10 protein-coding genes and 1 pseudogene are annotated in these 14518 nt (G+C 74.1%); 3 read left to right on the top strand and 8 right to left on the bottom strand.

Annotation, left to right across the window (positions count from 1 at the left end; translation table 11 throughout):
- Positions 1-80 precede the first annotated feature (80 nt).
- Positions 81-1133 (top strand): tyrosine-type recombinase/integrase, encoded by a 1053-nt coding sequence (locus ACWC9R_RS21075; protein WP_450733564.1) that lies wholly within the window; start codon positions 81-83, stop codon positions 1131-1133.
- A 95-nt stretch (positions 1134-1228) separates the two neighbouring features.
- On the opposite strand, the gene ACWC9R_RS21070 is transcribed toward ACWC9R_RS21075, so the two are convergent.
- Both ACWC9R_RS21070 and ACWC9R_RS21065 read right to left on the bottom strand, forming a co-directional pair.
- The gene (locus ACWC9R_RS21070) at positions 1229-2050 is read right to left on the bottom strand and encodes an IPT/TIG domain-containing protein (protein ID WP_450733563.1); all 822 of its coding nucleotides are present in this window, start codon (positions 2048-2050) and stop codon (positions 1229-1231) included.
- A gap of 342 nt (positions 2051-2392) precedes the next feature.
- On the bottom strand, positions 2393-3748 hold the full coding sequence (locus ACWC9R_RS21065; RefSeq protein WP_450733561.1) for an FAD-dependent oxidoreductase: 1356 nt from the start codon (positions 3746-3748) through the stop codon (positions 2393-2395).
- Between the two features lie 95 nt (positions 3749-3843).
- On the opposite strand from ACWC9R_RS21065, the gene ACWC9R_RS21060 reads away from it, so the two are divergent.
- Positions 3844-4629, top strand: a complete 786-nt coding sequence (locus ACWC9R_RS21060; RefSeq protein ID WP_450733560.1) for a TetR/AcrR family transcriptional regulator — start codon at positions 3844-3846, stop codon at positions 4627-4629.
- Here the strand turns inward: ACWC9R_RS21060 and ACWC9R_RS21055 are convergent.
- The 3 genes from ACWC9R_RS21055 to ACWC9R_RS21045 form a co-directional block, all read right to left on the bottom strand.
- On the bottom strand, positions 4626-5720 hold the full coding sequence (locus ACWC9R_RS21055; protein WP_450733558.1) for an alpha/beta fold hydrolase: 1095 nt from the start codon (positions 5718-5720) through the stop codon (positions 4626-4628). The two genes, ACWC9R_RS21060 and ACWC9R_RS21055, sit on opposite strands and share 4 nt — an antisense overlap.
- A gap of 196 nt (positions 5721-5916) precedes the next feature.
- A complete protein-coding gene (gene mreB, locus ACWC9R_RS21050) occupies positions 5917-6996 on the bottom strand; it encodes a rod shape-determining protein MreB (RefSeq protein WP_450733556.1) in 1080 nt (359 codons plus the stop codon).
- A gap of 147 nt (positions 6997-7143) precedes the next feature.
- Complete coding sequence (locus tag ACWC9R_RS21045; RefSeq protein WP_450733554.1) at positions 7144-9258, bottom strand: FUSC family protein; 2115 nt, start codon at positions 9256-9258, stop codon at positions 7144-7146.
- A gap of 268 nt (positions 9259-9526) precedes the next feature.
- Between ACWC9R_RS21045 and ACWC9R_RS21040 the strand changes: the two are divergent.
- Positions 9527-10548 (top strand): annotated as a pseudogene (locus ACWC9R_RS21040) (alpha/beta hydrolase).
- A gap of 45 nt (positions 10549-10593) precedes the next feature.
- On the opposite strand, the gene ACWC9R_RS21035 reads toward ACWC9R_RS21040, so the two are convergent.
- The 3 genes from ACWC9R_RS21035 to ACWC9R_RS21025 all read right to left on the bottom strand — a co-directional run.
- On the bottom strand, positions 10594-11448 hold the full coding sequence (locus ACWC9R_RS21035; protein WP_450733553.1) for an ABC transporter permease: 855 nt from the start codon (positions 11446-11448) through the stop codon (positions 10594-10596).
- The gene (locus tag ACWC9R_RS21030) at positions 11445-14180 is read right to left on the bottom strand and encodes an alpha/beta fold hydrolase (RefSeq protein WP_450733551.1); all 2736 of its coding nucleotides are present in this window, start codon (positions 14178-14180) and stop codon (positions 11445-11447) included. Before ACWC9R_RS21030 ends, ACWC9R_RS21035 begins: the two co-directional genes overlap by 4 nt.
- A gap of 212 nt (positions 14181-14392) precedes the next feature.
- The coding region (locus ACWC9R_RS21025) for an ATP-binding protein (protein ID WP_450733623.1) at positions 14393-14518 on the bottom strand (126 nt) is incomplete at its 5' end.

Below are 14518 nucleotides of genomic sequence, written 5' to 3'. Positions count from 1 at the left end.
GGCTTCGGTTTCCCGCTCATGAGCGCATCGCGCCACCAGATCCGTCGGACGAATAACTCCCAGCAGACAAGGGTGATTCGATGATGAACGATAACGCCGGATGCCGGATTCCGCCCGGCACCGACACCCGCACGATGTCACTCGCCGCCTATGGGGAACGGCGGTGGGCGGCCGCGATGCACGGCCTGGAGACCCTGACCATGTCGCCCTACCAGGCCGGTTGGCGGCTGCGGGTCGTCCCCAGCATCGGGCACGTCCTCGTGCACCAGGTCACCCGCCGTGTCGTCAACCGCGCGCTGCACTGCTGGATCGCCGACGAGTGCGGGCTGTCGACGGTGAAGAACAGCCTGGCCGTCCTCGTCCGGGTCCTGGAACAGGCCGTCCGGGACGGGGTGCTGGACGCCAATCCGGCGCGGGTGGCCGGCTGGCAGCAGGAGTACCAGCGCGCCCAGGCGGAGCGCACCACTCCGCGGTCGCTGGCACTGCCTGACCCGGAGGCACTGGAGCGGCTGGCGGCCGCCCTCGTCCAGCGGTCGTCCGACGGCTACGAGGGGTGGGGCGACATCGTCCGGTTCGCCGCCTGGACCGGTACCCGCTTCAGCGAGGTGTCCGCCCTGCAGGCCCAGGACATCGACCTGAGCACCTGGACCTGGCAGGTCCAGCACTTCACGGTGTCCGAGCCGGAGGGGCTGCACGACCGCCCGTGCAGAGGCAGACACCACCGGGTGGTGCCGCTGCGGCCCGCCGCGCGGGAGCTGGCCGCCGGGCGGCTGGAGACGGCCCGGCACACGCCCCCGGCCCGGCTGTTCACCGGCCCCCGCCGGAGCCGGTTCACCGCCGCGGCGCTGCGGGACGCGACCCACTGGGACGACGTGGTGGACGAGCTCGGTCATGAGTACCTCCGGCGCCAGGACCTGCGCCACACGGGCCTGACATGGATGGCGGACGCCGGGCTGCCGCTGCCGCTGCTGTGCGGCGCCGCCGGGCGGCCTCCGCAGGACACCCGGCGGTATCTGCCCCCTGACGGGCACCGCCGCCCCGCGGAGAGCCAGGGGAAGCCATCGGCGAGTTCGGCCCCCGCCCGACGTACGGGCGGGGGCCGAACCGTTTTCCTGCGCCCCCCTACGGAGTGACGGTGCCGGGCCGCCCGGCCGGGTCCGGCCCGCGCCGGCGCGGGCGGTGGACCTCAGGTGCGGGGAGCCGGGCCGTCATCCGGGGGTGCGGGCCGTCACGCCACGTAGGTGAACGTCCCCGCGTTGACGCTGCCGGCCGCGGTCTGGACGGTCACCTGGACCGTCGTCCCCGCGGTGCCGGGCGGCACCGTGCCGCTGAGGGAGGTGCCGGTCACATCCACCGTCACCCCGGTGGCGGGAGTGGCTCCGAAGAGCACGGTCGCCCCGAAGAGGTTGGTCCCGACGATGGTGAAGGCGGCACCCGCGGCGCCGGAGGCCGGCGTCACCGTGCCGGTGACCGTCGGAGGCAGCGGCAGGTAGGTGTAGCCGCCCGGGACGGTCGCGGTGCCGCCCGGAGTGGTCACCACCACCGGCACATTGCCTCCGCCGGGGGCCCCGGCCGGCGTGACACCGAACAGGACCGACCCGGTGGGGTCGGTGCCCAGGACGGTCGCCGCGTTGCCGCCGATGGTGACGGAGGCACCCTGGAGGTTCGAGCCGATGATCGCGAACGGCGTACCGCCCGCTGCCGGACCCGAGTTGGGCGTGATGGCCGCGGCCACCGGGACGCCCGGCGCCACGTAGACGTACGACGCCGGGTTGCTCGTACCGGCGGCGTTGGTGACGGTGACCTGCACGGTGCCCGCGGCGTGCGCCGGGGCCAGGACCGTGACGGTCAGGCCCAGCGGGTCCTGTCCGACGATGGTCGCCGACGTCCCTCCGAAGAGGACGCTGGTGGCGCCGCCGAGGCCGAGACCGACCAGCTGCACGGTGTTGCCGCCCGCGGTCGGCCCGGTGGCCGGTACCACCCCGAGCAGCAACGGGCCGATCGCGAGCGGGAAGCCCGGCAGCACCGGCGGGAGTGTGGGTGTAGACATGAATGTCCTCCTGCTGTGTGAGCGCGTCGCTCGGCCCGCTCGTGAACTGGCATGGCACACAAGCCGGAATCCGAGCTCTTGGCAGCAGCCGGCCGCACAGGAGGACGACGCGGACGGGCGCTCAGCGGCCGGACTCACACCTGGGCGGTGCGGGGGCCGTCACGCTCCTGGCCGTCCTTCACAGCCCTGCAGCGAAGAGGACTGGTGGGCGGGCCGACTACCGAAGCCCGAGGGGGATGGACGGCCACCGACCAGGCCTCACCAGTAACCCAGAAGAGTTGACGCCGGGCAATCGCGTTGACACCGGTGCACCCGATCGGCCCAGCGCACACTGGCGGGGCTTCACCACGCCGTGGGTTCGGAGGACCGCTCCGCGTGGGCTTTCGCGGTCGCCGCGACCGAGGCCGGATAGTCCTCCAGCGTGATCGCCGCGGAGAGGTCATGGCCCCGCTCCAGCATGGCGGTGACGGCGGAAGGGGTGTTCAGGGCGGTGTTACGGGCGTCGATCGCCTCCTGGGTGGCGGGGGCGAAGAACTCACCGGCACCGCGGCCGCCTTCCTGGCAGGGGGTGGTGTAGGGGCGCATCTTCGCTTCGTAGCGGGCGAAGGCGGTGCGGTGGTCGGCGCCGGCCAGGGCGAGTTCACCGGCGAGGACATAGGCGCCGACGAGCGCCGCGCCGGTGCCCATCCCGCCGAGCGTGGCGCCGTACGCGGCGTCGCCGAGGAGCGCGACGCGGCCCGTGGACCACTGCGGCACATCGGCGCGGCTGAGGGAGTCGACGTAGAGGTTCCCGGCCCTCCGCAGGGTGCCGATGAGTTCCGGTATCCGCCAGCCGGCTCCTTCGTAGGCGCGGGCTATTGCCTCCTTCCGGGCCCCGGTGTCCCGCCGGTCGTAGGGGAGTTGCTCCTCCGAGGCGAAGACGCAGAAGGCTTCGCCGGCGTAGCCCGGCTCGGCGGCCCGGCGGGGCAGACGGCCGACCGTCGCCAGCCGCCCCGGTTCGCCGTAGCCGACCGGGCGGGCGCCGAGGTCACCGGCCTCCGCGGGCAGGTCCCACGCGGCGAAGTGGTAGCCGAGGTGGCTGACGAACCGCTCCTCGGGGCCGAAGGCGAGCCGGCGCACGGTGGAGTGCAGTCCGTCGGCGCCGATCACGAGGCCGACGGTGCGCGGGGCGCCCCGCTCGAAGGTGGCGTGGACGCCGTCGGCGGTCTCGGTGAGGGAGGTGAGGGAGTCGCCGAAGACGTACTCGGGGGCGACGCCCGGACAGGGGCCGGTGCCGGGCGGGGTCAGGCTGTGCGCGTGCAGGAGGCGGGACAGCTCGGAACGGAGTATCTCGATGTCCCCGGCGGCGAACTCGGGCGGCAGCGTGGCGAGTTCACGGCCCTGCCCGTCGATGAAGCTCAGCGGAGCGCCGGGACCGGTGACCTGCCGCCTGACGGCGTCCAGGAGGCCCATGCGCTCCAGGACCGTCCGGTGTGCCGCGCCGCGGAAGTCGACCGCGAAGCCGCCGCCGCGCAGGGTGGGGGCCACCTCGACCACGGTCGTCCGGTAGCCGTAGCGGCCGAGCCAGTAGGCCAGGGCCGGGCCGGCCACGCTCGCGCCGGAGATCAGGACTTCCGTCCGGGACCCGGCCGTTCGCTCCCCCTGACCCCGGCCCGGCCGGTCCGCGCCCGGACGCCCCGCTGTCGTTCCGTACCTCATCGCACGCTCCCCCGTCGATCGGTCGTACTGACACCAGAAACTGTATCCGATGGACACTGTTCTGTGTACCCCGGACACAGTTCTAGGATGCGGGGATGGCGGAAGACGACGAGAAGCGCAGTGTGTTCGGGGATCAGGCGGGCAGTGTCGAGCTGCTGTGGGGCGGGCGCGAGCGGCCCAGCCGGGGTCCCAAGCCGGCGCTGAGCCTGGAGCGGATCACGTCCACCGCCATCGGCCTCGCCGACACCGGCGGCCTCGGGGCGGTCTCCATGCAACGGATCGCGGCCGAGCTGGACTTCACCAAGATGTCCTTGTACCGCTACGTCCCGGGGAAGAGCGAGCTGGTCGCGCTGATGATCGACCGGGCGATGGGGGAACCGCCGAGCGCACCGGCGCCGGACACCGCCGGCCGGGGCGACGACGCGCCGTGGCGGATCGCGCTACGGGACTGGGCGCACGCGCTGGCGGCCGTCTACCACCGGCACCCCTGGCTGCTGGGCGCGGCCGTCGGCCCCCGGGTCATGGGCCCGATGGAACTCGGCTGGACCGAACGCGCCCTCGCCGCGCTCACGGACACCGGCCTGACCGGCGCCGAGCAGCTCGACGCCGTGGTCGTGGTGAGCGGCCACATCCGGGCCATCGCCCAGACCTCGGCCTCGATGGGGCTGGGCAGCGCCCGGGCGAAGGAGCCCGAGCAGGTCATGAGCGCGGCGCTGAACGAACTGCTGGCCGGCCGCGCCGACCGCTTTCCCGCGGTCGCCGCGGCCGTCGCGGCCACCGACGCCGACCCCGCCTCCCAGGACCGGGCCGGGGAGTTCGGCCTGGAGCGCATCCTGGACGGGCTGGCGGCCTATATGAGCCGGGCGCGGAACGCCCCCTAGGAACCCGCCCCCGCCCCCGCCCCCGGCAGCGTCTGCAGCCAGTCGAGCAGCAGGTGGTTGACCTCCTCGGGGCGTTCCTGCTGGACCCAGTGGCCGCAGCCGTCGAGGATGTGGGACGCGGACAGGCCGGGGAGGGTGTGCGGGAAGGCCTTGATGGCGTCGGCCATCCAGTTGGTGGGGGCGTCGTGCTCCCCGCCGATGAAGAGCGACGGCTGCCTGATCGGGGCCCCGTCCCAGGCGGCGAGGTCCTCCCAGTCCCGGTCGACGTTGCGGTAGCGGTTGAGGCCGCCGGTCAGGCCGGTGCGCTCGAACTCGCCCGCGTAGAAGTCGAGATCGGCCTCGGTGAGCCAGGGCAGCGGCAGGGGGAGCTTCTCGGGGAAGCGGTCGGAGAGCTTTCCGCCGGGGGCGACCGAGAAGCTGCCGACGTGGTCCCGGCCCGCCCCGGAGGGCGCGGCGTCCCGCTTGGCGTCGCCCGCGGCCACGGCGTAGAACCCGGCGATCCAGTCGCGGACACCGGGCTCGATCTCCGCCTCCGCCCGGCCCGGCTCCTGGAAGTAGTTGATGTAGAACTCGCCCCCGCCGCCGAGCCGCGCGAAGCCCTCGGTGGGCCGGACGCCGCCGCGGGGCGCGTACGGCACGCTCAGCAGCGCCACGGCGGTGAAGACGTCGGGCCGCAGCAGCGCCGAGTTGGCGGCGATGGGCGAGCCCCAGTCGTGGCCCACGATGGTCGCGGTCTCCTCGCCGAGGGCGCGCACCACCGCGACGTTGTCGGCGACATGGGCGAGCATCCGGTAGGCCGCCACGTCGCGGGGCTTCGAGGAACGCCCGTAGCCCCGTACGTCGATGGCGACCGCCCGGTAGCCCGCGGCGGCGAGCGCCGGGAGCTGGTGGCGCCAGGAGTACCAGGACTCGGGGAAGCCGTGGACCATCAGGACGAGGGGGCCGCTGCCCTGCTCCACGAGGTGGATGCGGCCGCCGGGGACCTCGACCGTGCGGTGGGCCGCCTCCGGCAGCGGGCCGGCCGGCGGCCGCGGTACCGGGGCGGCGGGGGAAGTGGGCGGCGTGGACGGCGTCTTGGCGGACTGCGGCATGCATCCTCCTCGGGGAGTGCGGCGCCGCCGGTGGTGGCGGTGCCTGCGGGCGGCGGCCGCGGGCGGGCCCGGTCCGGCGCGGCCCGCGGTCCCCGCGACCGCTCCCCCACGATCATGGCGGCACCCGACCGCGCGCGAGGATTTTTGCCGGGACGGCAAACCGGCCGGACGCGGCACGCGCGCCCTCGGCCTCTCCCTACAACCGCACCGTGCGCCTCGGTTGTTCCTTCGCGCCCGTCAACAGGCCGTGCAGGGACGCGAACTCGTCGACGCACTTGGCGGTGCCGTTGACCACACAGTCCAGGGGCTCGTCGGCGACCCGGACCGGGACGCCCATCTCCTGGCGCAGCCTGCGGTCCAGGCCGCGCAGCAGGGCGCCGCCGCCGGTGAGGGCGATCCCGTGCTCGACGATGTCGCCGGAGAGCTCCGGGGGGCAGTCGTCGAGGGTGCGGTGGACGGCGCGGACGATCGCGTCGACCGGCTCGGCCAGCGCCTCGCGGATCTCCTCCTCGGTGATCTCCTGGACGCGGGGCAGGCCGTTGACGTGGTCACGGCCGCGGACCGTGTAGGAGGACGGGCGCTCGGGCTCGCCTTCCTCGTCGACGTCGACCGGCGTCCAGACCGCCGAACCGATCGCGATCTTGATGTCCTCGGCGGTGCGCTCGCCGATGTCCAGGGAGTGCTTCTTCTTGATGTAGGCGCTGACGGCGGCGTCCAGGGCGTCCCCGGCGACCCGTACGGACTGGGAGGTGACCAGCCCGCCCATGGAGACGACGGCGACCTCGGTCGTGCCGCCGCCGATGTCCACCACCATGCAGCCGACCGGCTCGTCCACCGGGAGCCCGGCACCGATCGCGGCGGCCATCGGCTCCTCGATGAGGTGCACCTCGCGGGCGCCGGCGCCCCGGGCGGAGTCGATGACCGCGCGCCGCTCGACACCCGTGATGCCGGAGGGGACGCAGATGACGAGCCGCGGCCGGGAGAAACGGCGGCTGGGCAGGGCCTTCTTCATCAGGGCGCGGAGCATCTGCTCGGCGGCGTCGAAGTCGGCGATGACACCTTCGCGCAGGGGACGCATCGCGGTGATCCCGGAGGGGGTGCGGCCGATGGTGCGCTTGGCGTCCAGGCCCACGGCGATCACCTCACCGGCGGCGTTGACCGCGACGACGGACGGCTCGTTCAGCACCACGCCCTTGCCGCGGGCGTACACCAGGGTGTTGGCGGTGCCGAGGTCGATGCCTATGTCATACGTACCGGACGAAGTGCTGGACGCCATGGGGGGTTCGTGTGCTCTCTCGCGACGGGGTGGAATCCCGGGGCATTGCGCTTCAGACAACCCCATGGGCTACCAATGGTGTTCATTGCGGGCAATCGTTAAGACTACCGGTGGCTCCTGATGGTTCCCCTCCGTGCCTCCCCTCCTTCACCGGCTGCCATTCTCCTCCGTGCCGGACGCCGCCGCGCCGTCCGTGTCCGGCTCCCCGGCCAGTGCCCCGGCCAGGTCGTCGAGGGCGTCGAGGAGCAGGTCGGCGACGCGCAGGGCGACACCGCGGTTCTCGTCCTCCGCGTCCCACCTCTCCCATACGGCCCGCAGCTCGCTCCAGTTCAGTTCGCCCCGTTCCCGGACCGCCCGGGTGGCCTCCTCCAGGGAGGCGCGCAGTTCGAAGGCGAAGGCCGTGGCGCCCGGTGAGGACGCGGCGTCCCGTTCGGGGAGGTGGACCTCCAGGATCATGGTCACCCGGCCCATCGTGGCGAGCGCGGTGCTGGCCGCCTTCGCCGAGGTGAGGGAGAGCCCGCGGTGGCGCACCGGCTCCTTCTCGGCCCGTGCCTCGCTCTCCTCCCAGGCGGCGCGGGCGGCGCGGGAGTCCAGCAGGGCGTCGCGGACCTGCCGGGGGCGGCGTTCGGCGGGTGTGGCGTAGAGGTCGAAGACGGCCAGCGCGTACTCCCCGTTGGCGGCCAGCCACTCGGCGAGGCGGTCGCGGAGCTTGGGGGTCTCCCAGGCGGGGAACAGCGCGTACGACAGCATCGCGAGGAGCCCGCCGAGGAGGGTCAGCACGACGCGTTCCTGGACGGTCTGCTCCCAGCCGGCGCCGGCGATGCCGAGCAGGAAGACGACATAGGCGGCCACACACGCCGAGGTCACCGAGAAGCCGGTGCGCATCAGCAGGTACATCAGCGCGACACAGACCACGGCCAGCCCGGCGCTGACGTACGTGCCCGGATGCGCCACGGCCATCAGCGCCCCCGCGATGCCGACACCGACGAGGGTGCCGATGAAACGGGCGATGCCGCGGGAGTAGGTCTGCGCGAAGTCGGGGCGCATCACCATGACGGAGGCCAGCGGCGCCCAGTAGCCGTGGCCGAACGGCAGCGCGGTGCCCAGCAGATAGCCGGCGGCGGCGACCGCGGCGACGCGGAGGGCGTGCCGGAAGATGTGCGAGGTCCAGCGCGCCTCGCGGTGCAGGGCCCGCAGCGCGCCCGGCACCAGCCTGGGGACGCTGGGGCGCAGCAGATGGCCGCGTTCGGACTCGGTGGTGGGGCGGGTGGCCTCGACCGGCTCGTCGGTGAGTTCGACGGCGTCGGCGAGCAGGGAGATCAGGCGGTAGGCGGAGCGGCGGGCGGCCCCGTGGAGCATCGGGCCGGTCGCGGGGACTTCGAGGGTGGCCATCGCCTCGGGGGGCAGCCGGACCGGGCGGGCGTGCCGTACGGCGTGGGCGACGGCGTCCAGGACGGTGGCGGCGGCGCCCAGCAGGTCGCGGGCCCGGTCGCGTTCGGGCCCCTCCAGCGGGGCGCCGACGACCGGGTCGGCGAGGGAGGCGAGGACCGGCCGGACGCGTTCGGCCAGGCCGCGGGGGCCGTGCAGCTGGACGGGGCGGCGCCGGGCCTGACGCGGGGTCACCGCGGAGGCGAGCCGGGCGTCCATCAGCGGCGCCGGGTCGAACGGGGCGACCGGGTCCTGCCGCAGCCGCCGGGCGTAGTCGGCCTCGGCGGCCAGCGCGTCGGCGAGCGCATCGCGCTGGACGCCCCAGGGGCGGACCGGGAAGACCACGATGAGGGTGGCCTGGACGAGGCCGCCGAAGAAGATCAGCGCGGCGTGTTCGGCCGCGCCGAGGACGGACGTCGGCAGGGTGACGGTGACGAGCATGATCGCCACGGTCTGGGTGCCGGCCAGCCCGGAGACCGGGCCGATCGCCCAGGCCATGCCCGCCAGGAAGGTCCAGCCGGCCAGCAGCAGGACGAAGGCGACGACATGGGCGGCGGCCAGGTAGCCGAGGAAGGTGGAGACCGCCAGCGCGCCGGCGACGGCGAGCGCGAGCACCGGGCGCGGCCGCATGCTGCGCTGGAAGGTGACGATGCCGGAGGAGAACGCGCCGAAGGCGGAGGAGACCGCCAGGGCCGGGTCACCGAGCCACAGGCACAGCCCGATGACGATGGCGACGCCGGCCGAGCCGCGGATCGCGATCAGCGGGGTGAGCTTGGTCCGCTCGATGGTCAGCCCCGAGCGGGCGGCCTCCTTGAGCGCACGCGACCAGGTCATAGCGAGAGGATACGGCGCCGGAGCCGGGGGTTCCGGAAAGCCCCGGGCAGGCTCCGCGTTCCCGCATCCCGGCCCGTGCGCCGGGAAAATCCCGGTAAAGCAGCCTTCCCGCTCCACGGGGAACACCCCAGGTCACGAAGGGAATGCCGGGATTCCGGGCGGCCGGTGCGAGGAAGCCGACACCGTCACGGGGAAACCGGCGGACGCCCCTCTTCCTCTTGCTCCACAGCCGGGACCGGTCCCGGCTGCCCGGCAGGGAGAAAGACCCGTGCACAGAGCCCTGTTCCGCCCGGTGACCGCGCTGCTCGCCCTGACCGTCCTCGTCACCACGGCCGGCTGCGGCACCGGCGCCTCCCGGGCCTCCGCCCCCGTACGCTTCGGCAGCACCCAGGCGGACGCCGCGCTCGGGGCCGGCCCGCCGGGGGAGCGCTCGCTGGTGCAGTGGCCCTCGAAGCCCGTCAGCTTCGAGGAGGAGAGCCGGGTCGGCGGAGCCGGCCGGAACACCCCGATCGGGGTGACCACCCTGCACGGCCCCAAGTCGGGCTTCACCGGGAAGGTCTGGGTCTGGGCGCCGCCGGAGTACTACGAGAAGCGGAACGCGCACATGGGCTTCCGGGTGATGGAGGCGCTGCCCGGCTCCCACGGCTACCCGCCAACTACTGGACCGGCCCCGACCTCAAGCTGCAGGAGAACCTCGCCCGCTGGTCGGGGAACGGCAGCAGCCTGCCGTTCATCGTCGTCATGCCGGTGCTCAACCCCGACGACAGGCAGTACCACGACGGCAGCGACATACCCGGCCGGCCGAAGATCGGCACCTGGCTCAGCCAGGACGTGCCCGACCTCGTACGGCAGAACTTCCGCACCCTCAGGACCCGCGACGCCTGGGCGATCATGGGCTCCTCGTCGGGCGGGTTCGCGGCGCTGAGGAACGTCCTCCAGCACCCGGACACGTTCAAGGTCGCGATACCCAACGGGCCGGACATCGTGCCCGACTCACCCCTGTGGAAGGGGCATGCCGACGTGGAGCGGGAGAACAACCCGGAGGTGCTGGCCCGCCGCCTGATGGCGCGCGGCGGCCCCGACGTCTACCTGGCGTTCCAGGACGGCTCCCGGGAGCACACGGTGCTGCCGAAGGTACGGAGGTTCCTCGCGCGCTACGGGCACGGCCCGGTGCACACCCGGCTCCAGATAGTGCCGGGCGGCACCCACAGCGCGGCGACCTATGTGCGGGGCCTCGGCGAGGGCACGATGCGCTGGGTCAGCGCCCACCTGCAGGGACCGGCCGCCTGACGGGACCGGCCCCGGGGGCAGGTGCCGCGGCCCGGCACCCCGCCGTCACGACACCACGTCCTTGCGCGCGAACCCCCGGAACGCCAGCGCGCACAGCACCAGCGCGTACGCCACCGAGACCGACGCCCCCTGGATCATCCCGGACCACTCCAGCCGGGGCTGCAGGGCGTCCGCCCAGGAGTACTGCCAGTGCGCCGGCAGCACGTTCCGCCAGGCGCCCAGGGCGGTGACCTGGTCGAGGACGTTGCCGACGATGGTCAGCCCGACGGCGCCGCCGACCGCGCCCAGCGGCGCGTCGGTCACCGTCGACAGCCAGAACGCCAGGGCCGCGGTGACCAGCTGGCTGACGAAGACATAGCCGACCACGACCGCCAGCCGCGGCACCGTCTCGCCCGCGGACAGCGCGCCGCCGGCGGGCAGTTGCAGCGGTCCCCAGCCGTACGCGGCGCTGCCCACGGCCAGCGCGACCAGCGGCAGCACCAGCATCGCGGCGGCGCTGAACGCCAGCCCGACGGTGAGCTTGCTCAGCAGCAGCCGGGCCCGCGGCACCGGCGCGGCGAGCAGATAGCGCAGCGAGGACCAGCTCGCCTCGGACGCGACCGTGTCACCGCAGAACAGCGCCACCGGCACCACCAGCAGAAAGCCCGCGGAGACGAACAGCGCGGTGGCGGCGAAGTTGCCGCCGGACGCGGTGGCGGTGTCCATCAGCGTGACCCGGCCCCGGCCGGCCGGGTCGCCGCCGATCGCGAACGCCGCCACCAGCACGAACGGCAGCAGCGTCAGCACGGCGGCGATCACCAGCGTGCGGCGGCGCAGCAGTTGGCGGCGGGCCTCGACGCGCAGCGGGAGGGTGCGGCGCGGGCGGTAGCCCGGCGCCCGCCCCGTGGTGGTCGCGGTCATCGGTCCCCTCCGATCAGGGTGAGGAAGGCGTCCTCCAGGCGGCGGTGCGGGCCGACGCGGTCCACCGGGACCTCCAGCCGGAGGAGTTCGGCGAGCAGTCGGGGCGTGCCGAGGCCGTCGAGCCGTACGAGCAGACCGCCCTCGGCGCGTACGGCCGAGGCGACGCCCGGCAGCGCGGCCACCTTCTCCACCACGGCGTCGCCGACCTCCTCGGCGACCCCGATCAGCAGGGTGTCGCCGGAGCCGGTGATCTCGTCGACCGGGCCGGACCGCACCAGCCGGCCGCGGTCCATGACGACCAGGTGGGTACAGCTCTGTTCGACCTCGGACAGCAGATGGCTGGAGACGATGACGGTACGTCCGGCGGCGGCGTAGCGGATCATCACGTCCCGCATCTCCCGGATCTGCGGCGGGTCGAGGCCGTTCGTCGGCTCGTCGAGGATCAGCAGATCCGGCAGCCCGAGCATCGCCTGGGCCAGGGCGAGACGCTGGCGCATGCCCTGGGAGTAGGTGCGCACGGCGCGTTGCAGGGCGTCGCCGAGTCCGGCGATCTCCAGTGCCTCGTCGAGGTGCGCGTCGGCGGCGGGCCGGCCGGTGGCCTGCCAGTACAGGTCGAGGTTGGCGCGGCCGGACAGATGCGGCAGGAAGCCGGGGCCCTCCACGAACGCGCCGACCCGCGACAGCACCGGGGCGCCCGGCCGGACGGCCTGCCCGAAGATCCTGATCTCGCCCTCGTCGGGGGTGATCAGCCCCATCAGCATCCGCAGGGTGGTGGTCTTGCCGGCGCCGTTGGGCCCCAGCAGCCCCAGCACCTGCCCCTTCTCGACGCGGAAGGACAACTCCCGTACGGCGGTTGGGGTCTCCCCTGCTCGAACGAAGTTGAGAGCTTGGGGAAGGTCGGTGGACTTCGCGTACCGCTTGCTCAGGTCGCTGATCTGCAGCGGGACCTCGGCGAGCGCCGGGTCGGGCGCGGGCGCCGCGGTCCGGCGGCGGGCGGTGAGCAGCAGCGCGGCGACCACCGCGGCCCCGGCGGGCAGCGCCCAGGTCCAGGCGGGCAGCGGGGCGGCTGCGCCGCGCACCGCGGGCGCGGTGGGCACGTCGAGGGCACCGTCCGGCAGGGAGACGGTGAAGGAGGCGGGTTCGGCCGGTGAGGCGTAGCCGAGGTCGGTGGCGGAGAGCACCAGCCGCATCCGGTGCCCGGCCGCGAACTCATGGTCGACGGCGGGCATCCGGAGCCGCACGGTGCGGCCGTGCCGGGCGTCCTCGATCCGGTACGGGGTGACGAGCTGGGACGGCAGCACCTGGCGGCGGCCGTCCGGGGCGACGTCGTAGACCTTGGCGAAGAACACCGCGTCCCGGGTCTCGGACCGGACGTGGACGGTGGCGGTGGGGCGGCCGGTGAGATGGACGGGGGTGCGCAGCGGCGCCGACTCGAAGCGGGCGTACTGGCCGGGGAAGTCCAGGGACAGCCCGCCGGCGCCGAGCGAGGAGAGGTTGCCGAGCGCGCCGACCCCGGGCACCGCGGAGATCGCCGGCGGTCCGGCGCCGGGCGGGTTGCTGAAGGTCTGGGTGCGGCCGGCCAGCCGGACCCGCCGGGGGTCGTGGTCCAGTCCGGGGTAGCGGTCGGCGCTCGCCCCGCCCAGCCGCACCGCGCCGTTGGTGGAGTCCACTCCCCCGCTGCGGCTGATGCGGAATCCGGGCCCGGTCCCGGCGTGCTCGTCGCCCTTGAGATAGCGGTCGAACCAGGCCTTGGTGCGTCCCTCCAGGCGGGCGGTCTCCCGGTCCCCGCCGTCGTGGCCGCCGGCGATCCAGTCCATGCCGGCCGGCGCCCCGTTCTCGCGGAGCTTCTTGTACAGCGCGTCGGACTGGTCGAGGGGGAACAGCGAGTCGGTCTGGCCCTGCATGATCAGGGTCGGCACCTTGATGCGGTCACCGACGGCGGCCGGGCTGCGGTCCGCCAGGAGTTTGTGGGCCGCGTCGTCCGGCCTGCCCTTGACGGCGACCCGCTCGTACATCCGGCACAGCGCGGGCTCGAAGCGCCCGCAGCCCCCGGACGTGGTGGGCGCTTCGCCCGCGGAGCCGGTGGGGGCGCCCGCCGAGCCGGTGGTGAAGAAGATCCCGGCCCACAGCTTCTTGAACACACCGTGCGGGAAGAGGGCGTCGGCGAGGTTCCAGTAGGTGATCTGCGGGGCGATCGCGTCGATCCGCCGGTCGTGGCCGGCCGCCAGCAGCGAGATCGCCCCGCCGTAGGAGCCGCCGGCCATCCCCACCCGGGGGTCGCCGTCCTTGTCGAGGCGCACCTCGGGGCGCTCGGCCAGCCAGTCGACCAGCCGGCGGACGTCGGCGACCTCACCGTCCGGGTCGTTCAGCCCGATCCTGCCGGTGGACTTCCCGAAGCCGCGCGCCGACCAGGTCAGCACGGCGTAGCCGTCCCGGGCCAGCCGCTCGGCCTGGGGGCGCAGGTTGGCCTTGCTGGCGCCGAAGCCGTGGGCGAGCAGCACCGCGGGCCGCCGCCCGGCGGAGTCCCCGGCGGTGAAGAAGGAGGTGTCGATCCGTACCTTCTCCGTGCTGCCGGGCCGGTCCGGCATGGTCATCAGCCGGTCCGTGCGGTGGACGGCGGGCGCGGCGTCCGAGGAGGCGGCCGCCCAGGTGCCGCCTCCTATGAGGACGGCCAGCGCGCCCGCGGCGGCGTACCGGCGCCGGCCGCGCGGTCGGATACCTCGGAGATCCATACGTGAATCCTAGGGAGGGTGCGCCGCGGGGCGCCGGTACCCCGGGCGGAACCCGGTGGCCTCCCCGGGGAGTAGGGTGCGCGCGCCCGCTACCACGGACGCGGTACGGGGCGGGGGTACGGGAGCCGCCGCCGGCCCGGATACCCCCGGTGCGTACGCAGCCGGGCGGAGGGCGTACGCACCCGGCGCACGGCAGCGGACGGGCCCCGCACCTACAGCGGCAGGACGACCCGCATCACCAGTCCGCCGCCCTCCCGCGGACGCGCCGTGATCGTCCCGTCATGCGCCCGCACCACCGACCGCACGATCGACAACCCCAGCCCCACACCCTTGTCACT

The organism is Streptomyces sp. NPDC001219, from assembly GCF_053597915.1.
Note: the sequence above shows the minus strand (reverse complement) of the source record. Positions and strands in the feature narration are given on the sequence as shown.

Coding starts and splice junctions, on each gene's coding strand:
- ACWC9R_RS21045 (WP_450733554.1), bottom strand. CDS start 9,258: ATGACCTGGTCGCGTGCGCTCAAGGAGGCCGCCCGCTCGGGGCTGACC.
- ACWC9R_RS21035 (WP_450733553.1), bottom strand. CDS start 11,448: ATGACCGCGACCACCACGGGGCGGGCGCCGGGCTACCGCCCGCGCCGC.
- ACWC9R_RS21065 (WP_450733561.1), bottom strand. CDS start 3,748: ATGAGGTACGGAACGACAGCGGGGCGTCCGGGCGCGGACCGGCCGGGC.
- ACWC9R_RS21030 (WP_450733551.1), bottom strand. CDS start 14,180: ATGGATCTCCGAGGTATCCGACCGCGCGGCCGGCGCCGGTACGCCGCC.
- ACWC9R_RS21070 (WP_450733563.1), bottom strand. CDS start 2,050: ATGTCTACACCCACACTCCCGCCGGTGCTGCCGGGCTTCCCGCTCGCG.
- mreB (WP_450733556.1), bottom strand. CDS start 6,996: ATGGCGTCCAGCACTTCGTCCGGTACGTATGACATAGGCATCGACCTC.
- ACWC9R_RS21060 (WP_450733560.1), top strand. CDS start 3,844: ATGGCGGAAGACGACGAGAAGCGCAGTGTGTTCGGGGATCAGGCGGGC.
- ACWC9R_RS21075 (WP_450733564.1), top strand. CDS start 81: ATGATGAACGATAACGCCGGATGCCGGATTCCGCCCGGCACCGACACC.
- ACWC9R_RS21055 (WP_450733558.1), bottom strand. CDS start 5,720: ATGCCGCAGTCCGCCAAGACGCCGTCCACGCCGCCCACTTCCCCCGCC.